This is a genomic window from Alteromonas sp. S167 (assembly GCF_036864375.1).
Taxonomy (GTDB): domain Bacteria; phylum Pseudomonadota; class Gammaproteobacteria; order Enterobacterales; family Alteromonadaceae; genus Alteromonas.
In genome coordinates this window covers 37,200-54,273 of the sequence record NZ_JAZETR010000005.1, presented here as the reverse complement: position 1 = coordinate 54,273, position 17,074 = coordinate 37,200, and the positions used below count along the sequence as shown (strand labels likewise).

The window sequence follows — 17,074 nt, the reverse complement described above, 5'->3', positions numbered from 1 at the left end:
CAACCTTTTTTTGTTATAAATCTGCTAAATGGCTAGCCCTTAAAGCCTTTACCCTCAAGCCACTGCATAGCGTCTTGTTCGTCAGTAAATACACCAAGTTCTAAACCTGCTTTGTCGTATATTCTCTGAAACTGAGACTTCACTAATGGCTGCACTGTGGTTTCTCCAATGACCAGAGCACCAAGTGCCATCCCGTGTTTAGCGCGCCACTCGATAGAGTGTTGAAGTTCTTTTTCACCCGCTTTAGTTAGAAGGGCCGAGCCATGAAGAAAGCCTAAGAACGCCCAGTGGTTACCCGCAAAGCTATTAACCACTTCCATCATATCTCGCGCGTAACGCTCAATGGCTGCACCATCGGCTATACCTTCAGCCGATACACCAACTACATTGCCTAAAACAGCAATTTGGTACTGGCCATACTTACTTTTCAACGTTGCATTAGGGTTAGAAAAAATTTTCATACTACCCCTCTTTTATTGGGTGAGCCTTCGACCCTTTCCTAGGCGCTCAGATCACGTTATAGATTATTTTTATTCTTCGTGAATAACGTCTTTCAAATATTGGAAAAGCTCTCTAAAAGCTTTAGGTGGCGCATTTTTTTCGCGCTCTTTTTTAATTTGGCGATGAAATTGGCGTAGCTTCTGGCGGTCAAGCTCAGGGTGCTCTTCAATAAGTTTTTGTATAGCAGGGTCGCCTTGCTCTATAACCGCTTCACGGGCTTTCTCTAACGCATGAAACGCAGCATTAGCTGCTTGATGTTGGTGCGTAATTTTAGCAAGCGCTTCTTCGATAGGCGCTACATCGCGCTGGCGTAGAACCTTACCAATAAACTGTAATTGACGACGATAGCCGTCCTTTTTCTTATTAACCTTTCGCGCTATTGCTACAGCATCGGCTAGCTCTTCATCCATAGGAATGCTAGCAATGTGAGCGTCTGTCAGGTTAACCAAGGTTTCACCTAATTTATGAAGCTCTTTAGCTTGGCGTTTAAGCTCAGTCTTACTGACTAACTCTTCCTCTTCGAACTCATCTGCTTGCGCATCTTCGAAGTAAGGATCTTCAGGAGAATTATGTTTCTGATCACTCATTTCAAACTCATTAGTGTTACACTTTAGCTAAATTGTAACTATCACAGTCGAATTAAGACAGCGAAACTTACTATGCAAATTGAGCAGCAGTTAGCCGACATTCAAAATGTCGTAGATGATGTACTGAAATTAGCCCTGTCAAAAGGTGCAACACAAGCCGAAGCTAGCATGTCAAAAGTGCAGGGCATTGCCGTTTCTTCACGTATGCAAGAAGTTGAAAACGTTGAGTTTACCAACGACGGTGGCCTAGGAATTAGCGTTTACGTAGGCAAGCGCAAGGGCAGTGCGTCTACTGCCGATTTAAGCAAAGAGGCGCTTACGCTGGCCGTTGAAAAAGCCGTAGATATTGCGCGCTATACCAGTGAAGATCCTTGCACAGGTTTGGCAGATGCAGAGCTTATTGCCACCGAATTTCCCGATTTAGACCTTTATCACCCACAAGAGCTGGATACCGAGAAAGCCATTAAAACGGCCATTGAAGCAGAAACCGCTGCAATGAATTACGACAAACGCATCACTAACTCAGACGGTGCGTCGTACAATGCAAACTTAGGTATGCGCGTTTACGGCAATACGCATGGTATTAACGCTGGCTATCCAAGCAGCCGCTACTCGCTTAGCTGCATGGTAATAGGTGCAGAAGGCGAGGACATGCAGCGCGACTACGCTTACACAGTAAACCGCCAAGCGCCGCTATTAAAGTCTGCTGCTGCAGTAGGTGAAGAAGCAGCAAAAGCAACCGTTGAGCGTTTAGGTGCTAGAAAAATTAATACCGCAAACGTTCCTGTTATCCTGCATCGTGATGTAGCGTCTAGTTTGTTCGGGCATTACGTTGGTGCGATTAGTGGTGGCAGCTTGTATCGTCGCTCCAGCTTTTTACTCGATAGCTTAGGGAAGCAAATTTTTCCTGAATGGTTAAACATTGAAGAGCGCCCGTTTATTAAAAGTGGTTTAGCAAGCTCAAGTTTCGACAATGAAGGTGTAGCCTGCTCAGATATGACCATCGTGGAAGATGGACGCTTAGCTACCTATCTATATACAACCTACTCATCACGTAAGCTAAACACGAAATCTAATGGCCATGCAGGTGGTATTCACAATTGGCTGGTAGGCGACACAGGCCACAGCGACGCTGAACTAATGAAAGAAATGGGTACAGGCTTATTAGTTACCGAGCTAATGGGGCAGGGCGTTAACGGCGTTACCGGAGACTACTCTCGCGGCGCCGCTGGTTTCTGGGTTGAAAATGGCATTATTCAGTACCCGGTTCATGAAGTGACAATTGCTGGAAACCTACGCGATATGTTCAGTTCTATTGTGGCTATCGGCGCCGAAAAAGACGTGCGTGGCAGCGTTCAGACGGGTTCTGTACTTATCAATCAAATGAAAATTGCAGGCAGTTAATAACTGTCTATTTTCTTTCGTACTTTTAGGCTATTGCTAAACTGGCCTAGCGAGCGCTGTTTATTCGGTACTCGCTAGGCGATACACCTATCGACTTTTTAAAGCGTTTCGAAAACGTAAAAACGCTTGTATAACCTACATAATTCGCAATATACGAAATAGGCCACTGGGTGCTAGACAACAGGTTTTTAGCACGCTGCATACGCAAGTGAATAACGTGCTGCATTGGGCTTCTGCCAAAAGTACTTAAACAAAGCCTATGTAAATGCGCAGCTGAATAGTGTGCGCGCTCACTTAAATTTTGCATATTCCAGTTAAATTGAAGCTGTTTGTCTACATTAGAAAATAAGGCGTGTAGCCGTGACTCATGCCGCGTTTTGGCATGGGGTGTGTTGGCGTCATTGGTAATTTGCGTTTTTACCACCTGTTCAAGATAGTGCATTACAATGTGCATGGCGTGTTGTCGGTTTTCAGCTCGGCTTTCTAAATACAAAAGCTCCATAGCGTGGTGTAAACCCTCAAGCGTTAAGTGCTCTATCACTAGTGCTTTTGCTTTTGGTAGTGCCTGCCACCTTTCAGTATTAGCCAAGTTTAACCAAATAATATCCCACTGTTCGCAGGCAATGCTTACTTCAAAACTCTGCTGTGCAGGCAATAATATAAGTTGCCCTTGAGTAAGGCTGAATTCTGCTGAGGGCGTTCGAAAATGTCCGGTGCCTTTTAAGGAATAAAACAGCGTATGGTTTGGCGGCGTTACGCGCCCTACAACATAGTCGCCTGATAAATTTGAGCAACCGGCAAGCTCAATGTCGTAAATGTTAATTTCTGGCGCATTTGTGCTATCAATAAAGCGTTCAAAGCACTGCGGGCCTATGTTTACAATGTCTTGAAAATTGGGCTTCATTATAAAAAGAGATTTTTGGATAAAGTTTTGAAAGTTTAGAGCATAAAGTAATAGGACTATTTTGGCTATATTTCACCTAAGCAAATTAAAACAAACAGGCGCAACTCACATTGCTGTGTTGTAGGCATCTGTTGATGTGAAAAGCGAAGGATAAACTATGAAAACCGTGGCAAGCGTTGTTGCTCAAAATGATTGGCAAAACCCAGTGGTGTATCAGCGTAATAGAGTTAATGCGCATAGCCCGCTTCACGGGTTTACTTCGCTTCACGATGCAATTCACAATACGAAGGCACAAAAGACCTGTTTAAATGGCTTATGGGATTTCAGGTTATACGATGCACCAGAGCAAGTGCCTGAAAACTTTACTGCTGAAACACTCGAGAGTGAAGAGGCAACACACTGGACTAGCATTCCTGTGCCGTCGAACTGGCAGTTAAACGGTTTCGATAAACCCATTTACTGCAACGTAAAGTACCCATTTGCAGTAAACCCGCCCATAGTGCCAGCACAAAACCCCACCGGCTGCTACAGAAAAACATTTACCGTTAGTAAAACACAGCTTGCGAAGCAAAATCATATTGTGTTTGAAGGCGTGAACAGCGCCTTTCACCTGTGGTGCAACGGCGAATATGTAGGTTATTCGCAAGACAGCCGGCTACCAGCCGAATTCGATTTGTCGCCTTTATTACATGAAGGGGAAAATAGACTAGCAGTGATGGTTATACGCTGGTCTGATGGAAGTTATCTTGAAGATCAGGATATGTGGTGGCTAAGCGGTATTTTTCGTGATGTTAATTTGGTTTCAAAACCTGTACACCACATTCAAGACGTGTTTGTAACACCTTCTCTTGATGCCTGCTACAGAGATGGTGAAATAAGTGTGCGAACGGCTATTCAAGCCCCTTCTAGCTATAACGTTGCCGTGCAACTATTCGATGGCGACAACGCAGTAACAGAGCAGGACATCGCGAGTACCAACAATAAGCGCATAGACGAAAAAGGCGGTTGGGATGACGTGATATTTCAAAAGCTGGCAGTGAAAGAGCCCAAACACTGGACCGCAGAAACACCTTACTTGTATCGCATTGTGGTATCGCTACTAGATGAAAACAAAAACGTGGTTGACGTTGAAGCCTACAACGTGGGCTTTAGAACCGTTGAAATGAAAGACGGGCAGTTATTGGTAAATGGTAAGGCAGTACTTATTCGTGGTGTAAATCGTCACGAGCACCATCAAACCAAAGGCCACGCCATAAATGAAGATGATATGCTGGAAGACATAAAGTTGTTAAAGCAAAACAACTTTAATGCAGTAAGAACAGCACATTATCCGAATCATCCAAAATGGTATGAGCTGTGTGATGAATACGGTTTGTACGTAGTCGATGAGGCGAACATCGAGACCCACGGCATGTTTCCAATGGGGCGTCTTTCGCGAGACCCTTTGTGGGCGGGAGCTTACATGGCGCGCTTTACGCAAATGGTAGAGCGAGACAAAAATCATCCTTGTATTATTATTTGGTCTTTGGGCAACGAGTGTGGTCACGGGCCAACACATAATGCCATGTACGGTTGGGCCAAGGCGTTTGACCCCTCACGGCCTGTACAGTACGAAGGAGGCGGCGCAGACACCACCGCAACTGACATTATTGCACCCATGTATGCTCGTGTAGACACCGATATTGAAGATGACGCAGTGCCAAAGTGGGCCATTAAAAAGTGGCTGTCTATGCCTGGCGAAAATCGCCCTGTTATTTTGTGCGAATACGCTCATGCTATGGGTAACAGTCTTGGCAGCTTTTATAAATACTGGGAAGCATTTAAAGCCTATCCTCGTCTTCAAGGTGGGTTTATTTGGGATTGGGTAGACCAAGGGTTAACTAAGCATACCGACAGCGGTGAGGCCTATTGGGCATATGGTGGTGACTTTGGCGATACCGAAAACGACAGACAGTTTTGTATAAATGGCCTGTTGTTTCCCGACAGAACACCACATCCACATTTATTTGAAGCAAAATACTGCCAGCAGCACTTAAGCTTCGCATTGCAGGCAAAAAACAACGTGTTGCTTTTAACAGTAACCAGCGACTATTTGTTCAGACCTACCGACAACGAACGTTTGAAATGGCAGGTGTTGGAAGATGGCGATGCTGTAGAGAGTGGAGAAGCAGTATTAGATGTACCGCCGCAAGGAAGTCAGCAGCTATCTATAGCCCCATCATTTATCTGTAAGCCTGGCTGTATCTATCACTTAAATATTGATGTAGAACTTGTAAAAGACACATCGTGGGCAAAGGCAGGACATGTTTCGGATACTGCACAACTGCCATTAATAAACACAGCAGGCATTGGAGGGTTTACTAGCATTGCTGTTGCACAAGCCCGTAATGATAGCATTGAATTGACCACCGACGCTGTAATGCTGCACATCAGAGCAGCAGACAATACCTTTAGCTTCAATAGCGAAACGGGATTACTAACGTCTTGGGTACATGCTGATAGCGATGTGTTGACTGCGCCTCTAGAAGACAGTTTCTTTAGAGCACCGCTAGACAACGACATAGGGGTAAGCGAAGTAGATAACCCTGATCCGAACGCATGGGAATCAAGATGGCGCCGTGCAGGGGTAGGGCAATGGCAGCGAACTTGCACAAGTATTGATGTTCAGCAAGGCACGCACGATGTGCGTATAACAGCGTTATTTGATTATGAACATGCCAATAAGCGTGTTGCTGCAACTAAGTGGTGCTATGTAGTTAATACACTGGGGCAATTGAGCCTAAGCGTATCGGTGTTGCTTGATGATAGCCTGCCGCCAATGCCACGAATTGGATTGCAAACCGCGGTGCCTTCAGCGAGAGAAGACGCACTTGGTGAAATGAGTGTAAGTTGGAAAGGGCTAGGGCCACATGAGAATTATCCTGACAGACTTGCTGCCACTCGCTTCGGTCACTACGCATTACCGTTACGCGATATGCAAACGCGCTATATTTTCCCAACCGATAACGGGTTGCGCTGTAATAATCAGTGGCTGAATGTGGGGAATTTAACAGTTTCTGGCACGTTTCACTTCAGCGTAAGTGAATATGGGCAAGCCCAATTAGATAGTGCAAAGCATACTAGCGATTTAACTGCGCAAGACTGCGTATTTGTGTATATCGACCATGCTCATATGGGAGTGGGCGGTGATGACTCTTGGAGCCCAAGTACGCACAAAGCGTTTTTACTTGAACAGAAGGAATACAGCTACAATGTTGTGTTTAACGCACCCTAAAGTGTAAAGAAGAACGCGTGAAAAAGAACGCATAAAAAAGCCGCCGTTACTTCATAGTAACAGCGGCTTTCTTTTATTAAGTTTGTTGCTTCAACCTAGAAGTTGATTCAACCGTTAGAGCTAACTCTAGTGTTAGCCGTCAACCTGACCACAGAAGCGGTAGCCTTCGCCGTGGATAGTTACAATCAATTCTTCATCTGTCGGATCTGATTCGAAGTGCTTACGAATACGACGAATAGTAACGTCAACAGTACGGTCATTAGGACGAAGTTCACGGCCTGTCATTTCCATAATAAGCTGCTCGCGGGTAAGAATTTTACCTGGGTTGCTAAGGAATAGGTGTAATGCACGGAACTCACTGCGCGGTAGACGGAACTCTTTACCGTTAGGTGAAATTAAAGAGCGACTGTCGCCGTCTAGCGTCCAACCGTTAAAGCTTACACGGCTTGGTAAATCATCATCTTCTGAAGAGTTAGTAGTACGAGAGAGTAAGTTGCGAGCGCGGATCGTAAGTTCACGTGGGTTAAACGGCTTCGTTAAATAGTCGTCGGCACCAATTTCAAGACCTAGAATACGGTCTACGTCGTTGTCACGGCCTGTTAGGAAGATTAGACCTACGTTTTTGCGATCGCGAACTTCGCGCGCTAATATAAGTCCGTTCTTACCAGGTAGGTTAATATCCATGATCACCAAGTTAATTGCGTGATTCTCGAAGAAGTCATGCATTTGATCACCGTTTTCGGCTTCAAATACATTGTACCCTTCCGCCTCAAATAAACTTTTAAGCGTGGTACGTGTTACCACTTCATCTTCAACAATTAACACATTTGGCGTCTGCATGGTGTTCTACACTCTTTCTAAAATACGATTTAAGCAACTAACTGGTTAAATTCTAATATTCATGTACTTGATTGCAAGTAACTTGTGAATATTCTTACTGTTAAGGTATTGGGGTTAGCCAACAAAATTCAAGAAAAGTTCATACTATATACAACTAATTAGACGTTTTAGCATTGGCTACAGGGAAAAGAATACTAAATTCTACGCCTTTACCTTCCTCACTGGTAATCGAGATAGAACCATTGAGTGCTTGTGTCACTAAGTTATACACTAGATGCATTCCCAAACCTGAACCGCCTTGGCCGCGCTTTGTCGTCACAAATGGGTCAAAGATACGTTTGCGGATCTCTGGGGAAATGCCTTTTCCGTTGTCGGTATAAACGAGCTTCAGTTTATTACTACTCACCAACTCAGCACTAATTCCTATAGTGCCTTCTTCGATGTTTTCAAAACCGTGAATAACCGAATTCATAATAAGGTTAATCAGAATTTGATTTATCGGGCCAGCCTTCGTTTCAACGCTTAAGGTAGGGTCGCATACTACGTTGATGTTGTGTTTTAGTTTTTTAAGTCGAGGCTGCAATGACAATAGTATCTCATTAACTAGCTGTTCAACGCAAAAACTTCGGCTAGATTCTGATGTTTGATCTACGGCAACCTGCTTAAAGCTTGAAATAAGCTCGGCCGCGCGGTTCAAGTTACGATAAATAATATTCAGGTTTTCGTTACTTTCATCCAAAAATCGCTTCATTGCACTGGCTTTCAGCGTTTTGTTTTCGAAGTCTTTTTGAATGATAGCTAAACGGTCAAGCATCATAGTTGATGCCGTAACACCAAGCCCTATTGGCGTATTTACCTCATGGGCAACACCAGCAACCATGTCGCCAAGCGAGGCCATTTTCTCATTCTGCACAATTTGTCTTTGAAACTGATGCAGCTTTTCCAAGGTTTGGATAAGCTCTTGGTTTGCATCTTTTAGCGCGGTGGTGCGGTGATTTACCATATCTTCCAAGCTGGCGTTTAACTTTCTGTGCTGCTCTTCTGCTTGTCGCTGCTTTTGCATATATTCCTGCATACGAAACAGCATGATATTTACCGAGTCGGCCAATATATCCAATTCGTGAATGGCTGAGCCTTCTGCACGTGCAGAGTAATCTCGTTGTCTTGATGTGCGCTGCAGAAAACCTGCAATTTCTTCAACCGGACCAGTTACCACACGCTGCATTTTTACTGCCGTGTAAAAACTAATACCAAGCAACGCGAAGGCTACAATAATATTAATGAGTATCGACTGACCCACTAAGTCGTTAAAGTTCTCAGACGATACTCGAATATACACCCAACCTAGCTGTATATTGGTTTCTTCATCAAATATTTTTGTGCTTAGCTCTAAGTAATTACCAGTGTCGGCTAATCTAGGTGAAAGGTATAACGCTTTTAGCTGGTTTTCTTTTCCACCTAACAGCAGCTGACCTTCACTATTAAACGATGCGAAAATTTCAGGTTCGTCTGCGTTGCTTTGCGATTTATAAACATGGGCATTTAACACGTGATCAGCTGCGCCTAAGTTAGCCAGTGCTTTTTCAATGCCTTCAGGGGTGTCATCATAAAGATAATTTGCTGCGCTATTGGCAACTAATTTAATAAGAACAATAGCGTTAGATTCTAATTCGTGGCGGTAGGTTTTTATCTGCGTATAAATAGACAGGCCTGATAGAACAGCAAGCGAGAAAGCAGTAATAGACATTACTACCCATAAAAAGAGACTGCGAATTGAAAACTTAACTGCTTTATCCGTCATTTATGTTTTTATTCTTGGTCCATCGCGCGTTCCAATAATTCAATATTGGCGCATATTTGCGCAAAAAGAAAGACGTGCGTTAACAAACATTAACTTTAGTGAAAATGTAACGCTAACGCTTTGTGATTAGTGCACTATTTTGTCGTAAAGCTGTTGGTATTGCTTGGCCGATGCTTCCCATGTGAAGCGCTTGTTCATGCCGCGAATCTGCATTTCTCTGAATTTAGCGGTGTTTTCATAATAAGACAGTAGCGCACGTCGTATACAAGCCAATAGCGCCTCTGCCGTGGGCTCGTCGAACACAAATCCGGTACCTTTGTCACAGTGTGAATGATCAATTACGGTATCCTTTAGGCCGCCCACCGAGCGAACAATAGGTACTGTGCCATAAGCCAAACTATACATTTGATTTAGGCCGCAAGGTTCAAACTGTGAAGGCATAAGGAAGAAGTCTGCGCCGGCTTCTACTAAATGGGCGTGCTCGGAACTAAAGCCATTGATAAAGGCAAATTGGTTAGGGTGTTGTTGAGCAAACTCGCCTAAATCCATACAAACTTTTGGGTCGCCAGTACCCACAATAACCATCTGCAAATTGTGTTTCACCAGTTCATCTAAAATTGGCAGGATGTAGCCAAAGCCTTTTTGCTCGGTCAGTCTGCATACCATGCCAATTAGCGGTACGGAAAGTTTGACTGGCAACCCTGATTTAGTTTGCAAGGCTTCTTTGCACGATTGCTTTGCATGTAAATTCGACGCGCTGTAGTTGCGCGGTAAATAAGGGTCGGTCTCTGGATTCCATTGCGTGTAATCGCACCCGTTCAATATGCCGCTTAAATCGCTGCTTCTACTTACTAATCGCTCATGAAGGCCATGGCTTCCTAGGTCGGTAAGGAGTTCTCTAGCATAATTAGGGCTTACCGTTGTTACCTTCGTGGCATACTCAATGCCGCTTTGAAGCATATTGATGTAGCCGCCATGTACCTGCGCCAAAATACTAGGGTGGTGGCGAAGGAAAGGAATATCTTCAAGTTTGTGCACGCCTTGAAAAGCCGCATTGTGAATAGTGAAAACGGTTTTGCAGTAATCGAAAAAGCCGCTTCTATCGTGAGTAAGCAAGAAAGGTAGCATTGCAGTGTGCCAGTCGTGGCAGTGAATTACATCAGGCTTTTTGTCTATGGCTTTTAACGTTTGCAGTACCGCGCCACTGAAGAAACTGAAGCGTTCGCCATTATCTTCGTACACGTCGTAGGCATTCGAGTACAAGCCGTCGCGCATAAAATGGTCAGGTGAGTCAACGAAGTAAACCGCTAAATTGTTCCACTGCATGTAGCGAATGTCGAATTGATATACCTGCCCTTCAGTAAACAGCGTTTGCTGCTCTGTAATGGATGGCAGGTTGTATTGCTCTGCTAGCACTTTGTAGTAGGGCATAACGATAGTTACGCTTTCACCAAGCGCGTGAAGTGCATATGGCAGAGCTTTACCCACATCGGCAAGTCCACCGGTTTTAACCAGTTCTTCTACTTCTGAAATCGCAAATACAATATTCACAGGACATCTCCTTTGCATACAAAGAACAGGCACGTTTACATTCGTTATAAAAAAATAAAAACGTTGGGTGGGCAAGCGGCATGGCTAGTTTCGATCTATAGCTTTCCTGAATAGCTCGCAGCAGTGCACGGTTGAGCTTTTACGTTAGCACAAGCTCAACCACTTTTTAATTAGCAGAATGTTTAATATTTAACTCGTAGCTTGATATACCGAGAACTGTGACGTTTGTGCAGTGGTGTAAACCGTTTGAAAATGCTCTGCCAGCAGCCCTGGGTAGGGTAAAAATCGGTTTGCTACCATTTGCATTGAGCCTTGGCTGGTTAATAGCCTTCTTGCATCTGAAATAAAGCGCTTAGTAATGGTGTAGTCGGTTTTTATACCCGTATGAAACGGTGGATTAGTAAGTATGTGCTGAACTTTCTTGGTGAATCCATGAAGGCCATCTGCCGCATAAAGAGTAGCGGTTAAATTGTTTTTAGCTAACGTTAGCGCACTGCAGTAAACCGCTAACGCACTTACATCGGTAAGGTGTAGTTTTAAATGCGGGTACTTCAACATAACGTAACTGGCAATTACACCTGCACCGCAGGCAAAATCAAGCACATCGCCACTCAATGTTGTCGACAGTTTTTCTAGTAAAAGCTCTGTGCCTGTATCAAGTTCTTTATAACTAAATACGCCCGGCATCGACGCTACATCCCACGTGCAACCATCAACACTATAGCTATTAAAATCTACCCAATCTGCAGGGTCGAAAGCTAAGTGATCGCTTTCAACTAAAACGGTGACAAGACTACAGTGACGTGCGGAGTCTACCTTTTGCGTAGGGCCATATTGCTGCATAAGCTTGGCCGCACTTTTAATACCGCCTTTATTCTCGCCCACTACGTGAATTCGACCACCTTCTCCTACCATGCCCGCAGCCATTCGCAGCAGCATTTGGAAATGCGTTTTCGCTTTAGGCAAAAATACCATTACATCAGTATGAGATTTCGAAAGCGTTACAAACGGTGCAAAAATGTGAGTGTGATTACTGACCTTTTGGGTTACCTCAAAGCCTGTATTGGTAATATCCCTGCTGTCGAACGACACCGTAGGAATAACGCGTGCACATTCGGCAAATACATCAAAGTACTGATGTAGCACGGTAATGTGTTTCGACTTAATACCGTCAAAAAAGTACGCGTCAGACGGATTAATAAAAGCCCAACTTCCAGTGTTGAATAACGAAATGTTGCGCTCTAGCAACTGGCTTTGAGGTGTAAGGATCATTATTTGGTGCGCTCGTAAATCAGGTCCCACACGCCGTGACCAAGTTTCTGGCCACGGGTTTCAAATTTAGTAATAGGGCGATAATCAGGGCGAGGCACGTAATCACCTTCTTTGGATGTATTGGTGTAGCCTTCTGCCGCGTTCATCACTTCTGCCATGTGCTCAGCGTACTGTTCCCAGTCTGTTGCCATGTGGAAACAACCGCCAATAGCAAGCTTAGTTCTTACCAGTTCGGCAAATTCAGCTTGAACGATACGGCGTTTGTGATGACGCTTTTTGTGCCAAGGATCAGGGAAGAAAAGCTGCAAGCGCGCTAAGCTACCATCGGGGATCATATTTTTAAGCACTTCTACCGCGTCGTGTTCCATTACCCGTAGGTTTTCAATGCCCTGCTCACCTGCATCAGATAAACATGCACCTACACCAGGGCGGTGTACTTCAATGCCCACAAAGTTTTTGTCGGGTGCAGCGCCGGCCATTTCAACGAGAGACTTACCCATGCCAAAACCGATTTCAACAATTACAGGCGCGGTGCGGCCAAATACGTCACTAAATTCAAGCGGTGCATCAACGTAGTCGATACCCATCGTTGGCCAGTAGTCTGCCAATGCTTTTTCTTGACCTTTAGTGAGTCTTCCTTCGCGTTTAACGTAGCTTTTTACCTTGCTAACGTATACACCAGCGGCTTCTGCTTCCGCCTGACTTTTGAATTGCCTCATTTGCAATGCCTTACTTACCCAAATTTCTGGTGGCGCATTATCCACTTACCTGCGTCTTATGCAACGCCATAATAAGAAAAATGCTGTATTTTTAATCGCTAACTTGCTTATCAATAATAGTGGCTAACTGCGCAGTTTGCTCTAGCGGTATCATATGGCCCGTGTTTTCAAGCTCATGAAGTGTTGCGTGAGGTATTTGCTTAGCACTACGTTGAATGTCATTTAACGGTGCAATGTTATCTTGCTGCGCAGCAATAAAAGTAACGGGAGCATTAATCTTTGCCAGCATAGCTGTCGTATCTTCTCGGGGTGTGGTGGCCTGCGTATGATTGAGTAAGGTATTTTTACCAAGGTCGTTCGCCATTGCTTTCACTACACCAATAACACTTTCATCGTTCATACGTGAAGGGTGCACAAAGCGAGACAGATAAGCATGGTTATCGGTTTTGAATTGACCTTTTCTAAGCATAGTAACAATTTGCTTTCGCTTAGCTATTTCGTCAGCTGACAACCCTAAAGGGCTATAACCAATAAGCGTAATAGAGGCAATTTGTTGTGGCACCATGCTGGCAAATAACGCGGCAATATAGCCACCCATTGAGTAGCCAACCAGATGTACCTTTTCATTGGGAAGTACTCTGTCTTTACTTAGCGCTAGCATGTCGTCTTTCGTTGCCGCCCACTGAAGTGGCACATAACGACGTTGTGCAATAGATAGCGACTTCCAAAGTGGAAGAAATATACGTTCGTCGCAAAGTGTTCCGGGAAAAAACAATACAGGGTGCTGTGCGGCCACACAAATTCCTTAACTAAAACTATTCAGTGTACATGCTACCATAGCAAGACTGTTTATGAATGAACGACAAGAAAACAAAGCGACCATTAAAATAGCCGTTGGCATCGCCATATAAAGAGACATATGAGTTCAAAAGTAGCAAACCAAAAAGCCGATATCCAAAAAACAAACATCGAAGAAGCGAATTATCAAGAGAGAGGCAAGCCGCCAAGTTTTTCAGACCGCGTAATTGCATGGTTTGATAAACATGGCAGAAAACACCTGCCGTGGCAGCAAGATGTTACGCCTTATAAAGTGTGGATATCTGAAATCATGCTTCAACAAACGCAGGTTACTACGGTAATTCCGTATTTCGAGCGTTTTATGCAGTCGTTTCCAACGGTATTTGATTTGGCAAATGCCTCGCAAGATGATGTATTGCATCATTGGACTGGCCTTGGTTATTACGCGCGGGCGCGCAATCTTCACAAGGCATCAAAAATGCTGGTGGACAACTACGACGGCGAGTTTCCAAATAATATTGAAGACGTTATTGCGTTGCCGGGCATTGGCCGTTCAACGGCAGGGGCTATTTTGTCGTTGTCCAGAAATAGGCGCTTTCCCATTTTAGATGGCAACGTAAAGCGTGTTCTTGCTCGCTATTACGCCATAGGTGGCTGGCCAGGGCAGAAAGCAGTTGAAAGTGCATTATGGGAAGTGGCAGAGCAAAATACACCGCAAACACGTTGTGCTAACTACACTCAAGTCATGATGGATTTGGGGGCAATGGTGTGCACACGCAGCAAACCCAAATGTGATGAATGTCCATTGCAGGCAACCTGTCTGGCCTATGCGCAGGGCACGCAAAGTGAATATCCAGGTAAAAAACCAAAGAAGACACTACCAGTAAAGACCACGTTTATGCTGGTGCCGCAGTTTAATCAACAGGTTTACCTGCAGCAGCGTCCGCCCTCTGGTTTATGGGGGGGATTGTACGGTTTCTTAGAAACACCGAGTGTAGAGGACGGACTAGCGCAGCTATTAAAAAATGGCATTACTGTAGACAGTACGATTACGCTAGAAACGTTTAGGCATACGTTTAGTCACTTTCATTTAGATATAACGCCGGTGGTTGCCGTGGTAAACTCTGCCCCACGAAAGCAGGTGGCCGAAATGCCGTCGAAGTGGTTTACGCTAAACGAACCCATTGAAGTAGGGTTAGCCGCACCAACTACAAAAATTATTAAACAGTTAGCACTTTAACTAATTGGTTACTGCCTATCTTAAAGGTTGGCAGCAACGTAAAAGAGGATTACCCATGGCAAGAACAGTATTTTGTCACAAGCTTCAAAAAGACGCCGATGGCTTAGACTTCCAACTTTACCCAGGTGAATTGGGTAAGCGCATTTTTGATAACATTTCTAAAGAAGCATGGGCGGAATGGCAAAAAAAGCAAACCATGCTAATTAACGAGCATAAGCTTAATATGATGGACCCTAACGCGCGTTCGTTTTTAGAAGAAAAAATGTCTGCGTACCTTTTTGATGGTGTAGAGCCTACAATTGAAGGCTATGTTCCGCCGGAAAAATAGGCAAAAATACGGTTTTTGAATAAACAATGTGCAAACAGTCATAAAACCGAAAAAAAAGAGATAAAAACGGTTGACTTGTTAGGGCGAAAACCGTTTAATACGCACCCACAGCAGGACAGGCAGTAAACGCCTGAAGCGCTAACCAGTTTTCGCCTCGATAGCTCAGTTGGTAGAGCAGCGGATTGAAAATCCGCGTGTCCCTGGTTCGATCCCGGGTCGAGGCACCATCATCAAAGCCCTTGCAGAAATGCGAGGGCTTTTTTGATCCCGGTGGTTGAAAAGTCAGGCACACGCTGGCGTATCCCTGCGGCTGCACCGCGCGTTACAATCCCGGTGTTACTAAATTCTTTCTACGTCTAAATTCCTACTCCACAACGCATTCCTGCCTCAAAATGATGGTGTGTAACATTTCAATTAAATTTTTTTGCATATTCTTGCCTACTTTTAAAAATGGGTACTACGCTTACAACATGAAAAGATATTTAGACTTTAGTCCCGCATTGCTTATTTCTAGTGGGCTGTATTTATTATCTGTTAATTGGCTTGCTAGCACACATTAGATAAAGGGCGTTGTTGCAACACAGCGCAGAATTAGTAATCAGTGGGCACGTAAGCAAGGAGCATGTATTTGTCGTCTGATAACCGTTCTCAAGAAAACGAATTAAACGTTATGCTGCGAAAGGCAGTAATAGTGGGTATAACCAGTATTGCCATAGCGTGGTTATTGTTTGTTTTTATTTCTCCCTTTATTGGTCTTGTTGCTGCAAGTGCAGCGGTACTGGGTTTGTTACTTCTGTATAAAACGGCAATACCTGAAAATAACGCAGCTATACCTGAAGTGCGATTTGAAGCGGTACCGCCCAAGCTGTCAGATAACAACGATATTTTAAAGGCCAGTGGAACTTTGGCAGCATCGTTATCTACTTGCGATGACAATTTGACGGCTATTAAGTCAACGCAAGACGATGCAGTAGAAACGTTGGCAACGGCGTTTGGCAGTTTGAAGTCGCTGGTGTCACAGCAAATAGAGTGCATTGAAGATTTATTAAGTGTTGATAAGGAACACACCTTGTCTTATTCAGACAGAATGCGCACGTTTGCGAAAGAAACTGACGGCACACTAACGCAATTCATTAATTCTACCGAGCAAATGTCGTCGTCTACAGAACAGCTGATGTCGCAAGTTGAAACTATTCAGCAGGCGATGCCTACGGTTATTGAAGCACTTAGTGGTATTGATGATATTGCCGCGCAAACCAACTTACTTGCTCTTAACGCAGCCATTGAAGCGGCACGTGCCGGAGAGGCCGGAAGAGGTTTTGCTGTTGTAGCTGATGAAGTACGCGCGCTATCAACTCGCTCTACGCAGTTTAGTGACGTTATAAAAACGCAGGTGGAAAACATTCGTAGCCTTGTTGATAGACTTACCGAAACCGCAAAAGTCGTAGCCTCGCAAGACATCTCCCATGTGGTTAAAGCAAAGTCGCATATTAGTGCGCAATTAGCTGAAATTATCCAAAAAGCCGAGGCTGACTTACACACCACCAAACAAATAGAAGACATTGGCCAACAGCTTGATGAAGCGTTAAGCAATACTATCCGAGGTATGCAGTTTGGCGATATTAATGGCCAGCATATTCAATACACCCAAGATATTGTGAAGTTTATGGTAGAGCGATTAGAAAAGCTCACTGCCGATAACGTTGACGAATTCGTTACTGCGCTTAATGAATACAAAAAAGGCTTAGCTGATAAAGGTAAGAACGACCACAACCCTGTTTCTGCAACCTCGATGGATGCGGGAGAAGTAGAGCTGTTCTAGCGTCAAAATAGGTAGTTCAAGGAACCAGTGAAG

14 protein-coding genes and 1 tRNA gene are annotated in these 17,074 nt (G+C 44.3%); 6 read left to right on the top strand and 9 right to left on the bottom strand.

The genetic code is table 11. The annotated features are described in order from the left end of the window. Nucleotides 1-32: 32 nt before the first annotated feature. Together V7R35_RS09310 and yjgA are read right to left on the bottom strand one after the other, a co-directional pair. Nucleotides 33-461 (bottom strand): hypothetical protein, encoded by a 429-nt coding sequence (locus V7R35_RS09310; protein ID WP_334014472.1) that lies wholly within the window; start codon nt 459-461, stop codon nt 33-35. Nucleotides 462-530: 69 nt separating this feature from the next. Continuing rightward, nucleotides 531-1,088: a ribosome biogenesis factor YjgA gene (gene yjgA / locus V7R35_RS09305; protein ID WP_334014471.1), complete on the bottom strand. Its 558-nt coding sequence runs from the start codon at nt 1,086-1,088 to the stop codon at nt 531-533. 72 nt (nt 1,089-1,160) lie between these two features. On the opposite strand from yjgA, the gene pmbA reads away from it, so the two are divergent. Next, the gene (gene pmbA, locus V7R35_RS09300; RefSeq protein ID WP_334014470.1) at nt 1,161-2,492 is read left to right on the top strand and encodes a metalloprotease PmbA; all 1,332 of its coding nucleotides are present in this window, start codon (nt 1,161-1,163) and stop codon (nt 2,490-2,492) included. A gap of 46 nt (nt 2,493-2,538) precedes the next feature. Here the strand turns inward: pmbA and V7R35_RS09295 are convergent, their stop codons facing one another. Further along, nucleotides 2,539-3,396, bottom strand: a complete 858-nt coding sequence (locus tag V7R35_RS09295) for a helix-turn-helix transcriptional regulator (protein ID WP_334014469.1) — start codon at nt 3,394-3,396, stop codon at nt 2,539-2,541. Between the two features lie 157 nt (nt 3,397-3,553). Between V7R35_RS09295 and V7R35_RS09290 the strand changes: the two genes are divergently transcribed. Continuing rightward, on the top strand, nt 3,554-6,670 hold the full coding sequence (locus V7R35_RS09290; RefSeq protein WP_334014468.1) for a beta-galactosidase: 3,117 nt from the start codon (nt 3,554-3,556) through the stop codon (nt 6,668-6,670). A 132-nt stretch (nt 6,671-6,802) separates the two neighbouring features. Here the strand turns inward: V7R35_RS09290 and arcA are convergent, their stop codons facing one another. The 6 genes from arcA to V7R35_RS09260 form a co-directional block, all read right to left on the bottom strand. Continuing rightward, entirely contained in the window at nt 6,803-7,510 is a 708-nt protein-coding gene (gene arcA, locus V7R35_RS09285) for a two-component system response regulator ArcA (protein WP_014996957.1), read from the bottom strand. A gap of 154 nt (nt 7,511-7,664) precedes the next feature. Continuing rightward, nucleotides 7,665-9,311 carry a sensor histidine kinase gene (locus V7R35_RS09280; RefSeq protein ID WP_334014467.1) on the bottom strand — a complete coding sequence of 549 codons (1,647 nt, stop codon included), beginning with the start codon at nt 9,309-9,311 and terminating at the stop codon, nt 7,665-7,667. A 126-nt stretch (nt 9,312-9,437) separates the two neighbouring features. Beyond that, the gene (glgA, locus tag V7R35_RS09275; protein ID WP_334014466.1) at nt 9,438-10,862 is read right to left on the bottom strand and encodes a glycogen synthase GlgA; all 1,425 of its coding nucleotides are present in this window, start codon (nt 10,860-10,862) and stop codon (nt 9,438-9,440) included. A 189-nt stretch (nt 10,863-11,051) separates the two neighbouring features. Then, entirely contained in the window at nt 11,052-12,134 is a 1,083-nt protein-coding gene (locus V7R35_RS09270) for a methyltransferase (protein ID WP_334014465.1), read from the bottom strand. Continuing rightward, nucleotides 12,134-12,853: a tRNA (guanosine(46)-N7)-methyltransferase TrmB gene (trmB, locus tag V7R35_RS09265; protein ID WP_334014464.1), complete on the bottom strand. Its 720-nt coding sequence runs from the start codon at nt 12,851-12,853 to the stop codon at nt 12,134-12,136. Before trmB ends, V7R35_RS09270 begins: the two co-directional genes overlap by 1 nt. 91 nt (nt 12,854-12,944) lie before the next feature. After that, entirely contained in the window at nt 12,945-13,649 is a 705-nt protein-coding gene (locus V7R35_RS09260; protein ID WP_334014463.1) for an alpha/beta fold hydrolase, read from the bottom strand. A gap of 123 nt (nt 13,650-13,772) precedes the next feature. On the opposite strand from V7R35_RS09260, the gene mutY reads away from it, so the two are divergent. The 4 genes from mutY to V7R35_RS09240 all read left to right on the top strand — a co-directional run bounded on the left by mutY (nt 13,773) and on the right by V7R35_RS09240 (nt 17,041). Next, nucleotides 13,773-14,891 carry an A/G-specific adenine glycosylase gene (gene mutY, locus V7R35_RS09255; RefSeq protein WP_334014462.1) on the top strand — a complete coding sequence of 373 codons (1,119 nt, stop codon included), beginning with the start codon at nt 13,773-13,775 and terminating at the stop codon, nt 14,889-14,891. A 55-nt stretch (nt 14,892-14,946) separates the two neighbouring features. Beyond that, entirely contained in the window at nt 14,947-15,219 is a 273-nt protein-coding gene (locus tag V7R35_RS09250; RefSeq protein ID WP_334014461.1) for an oxidative damage protection protein, read from the top strand. A gap of 151 nt (nt 15,220-15,370) precedes the next feature. Further along, nucleotides 15,371-15,446: transfer RNA gene (locus tag V7R35_RS09245), tRNA-Phe, on the top strand. A gap of 395 nt (nt 15,447-15,841) precedes the next feature. Beyond that, the gene (locus V7R35_RS09240) at nt 15,842-17,041 is read left to right on the top strand and encodes a methyl-accepting chemotaxis protein (RefSeq protein WP_334014460.1); all 1,200 of its coding nucleotides are present in this window, start codon (nt 15,842-15,844) and stop codon (nt 17,039-17,041) included. Nucleotides 17,042-17,074 lie beyond the last annotated feature (33 nt).

Coding starts and splice junctions, on each gene's coding strand:
- V7R35_RS09310 (WP_334014472.1), bottom strand. CDS start 461: ATGAAAATTTTTTCTAACCCTAATGCAACGTTGAAAAGTAAGTATGGC.
- yjgA (WP_334014471.1), bottom strand. CDS start 1,088: ATGAGTGATCAGAAACATAATTCTCCTGAAGATCCTTACTTCGAAGAT.
- pmbA (WP_334014470.1), top strand. CDS start 1,161: ATGCAAATTGAGCAGCAGTTAGCCGACATTCAAAATGTCGTAGATGAT.
- V7R35_RS09295 (WP_334014469.1), bottom strand. CDS start 3,396: ATGAAGCCCAATTTTCAAGACATTGTAAACATAGGCCCGCAGTGCTTT.
- V7R35_RS09290 (WP_334014468.1), top strand. CDS start 3,554: ATGAAAACCGTGGCAAGCGTTGTTGCTCAAAATGATTGGCAAAACCCA.
- arcA (WP_014996957.1), bottom strand. CDS start 7,510: ATGCAGACGCCAAATGTGTTAATTGTTGAAGATGAAGTGGTAACACGT.
- V7R35_RS09280 (WP_334014467.1), bottom strand. CDS start 9,311: ATGACGGATAAAGCAGTTAAGTTTTCAATTCGCAGTCTCTTTTTATGG.
- V7R35_RS09270 (WP_334014465.1), bottom strand. CDS start 12,134: ATGATCCTTACACCTCAAAGCCAGTTGCTAGAGCGCAACATTTCGTTA.
- trmB (WP_334014464.1), bottom strand. CDS start 12,853: ATGAGGCAATTCAAAAGTCAGGCGGAAGCAGAAGCCGCTGGTGTATAC.
- mutY (WP_334014462.1), top strand. CDS start 13,773: ATGAGTTCAAAAGTAGCAAACCAAAAAGCCGATATCCAAAAAACAAAC.
- V7R35_RS09250 (WP_334014461.1), top strand. CDS start 14,947: ATGGCAAGAACAGTATTTTGTCACAAGCTTCAAAAAGACGCCGATGGC.
- V7R35_RS09240 (WP_334014460.1), top strand. CDS start 15,842: ATGTATTTGTCGTCTGATAACCGTTCTCAAGAAAACGAATTAAACGTT.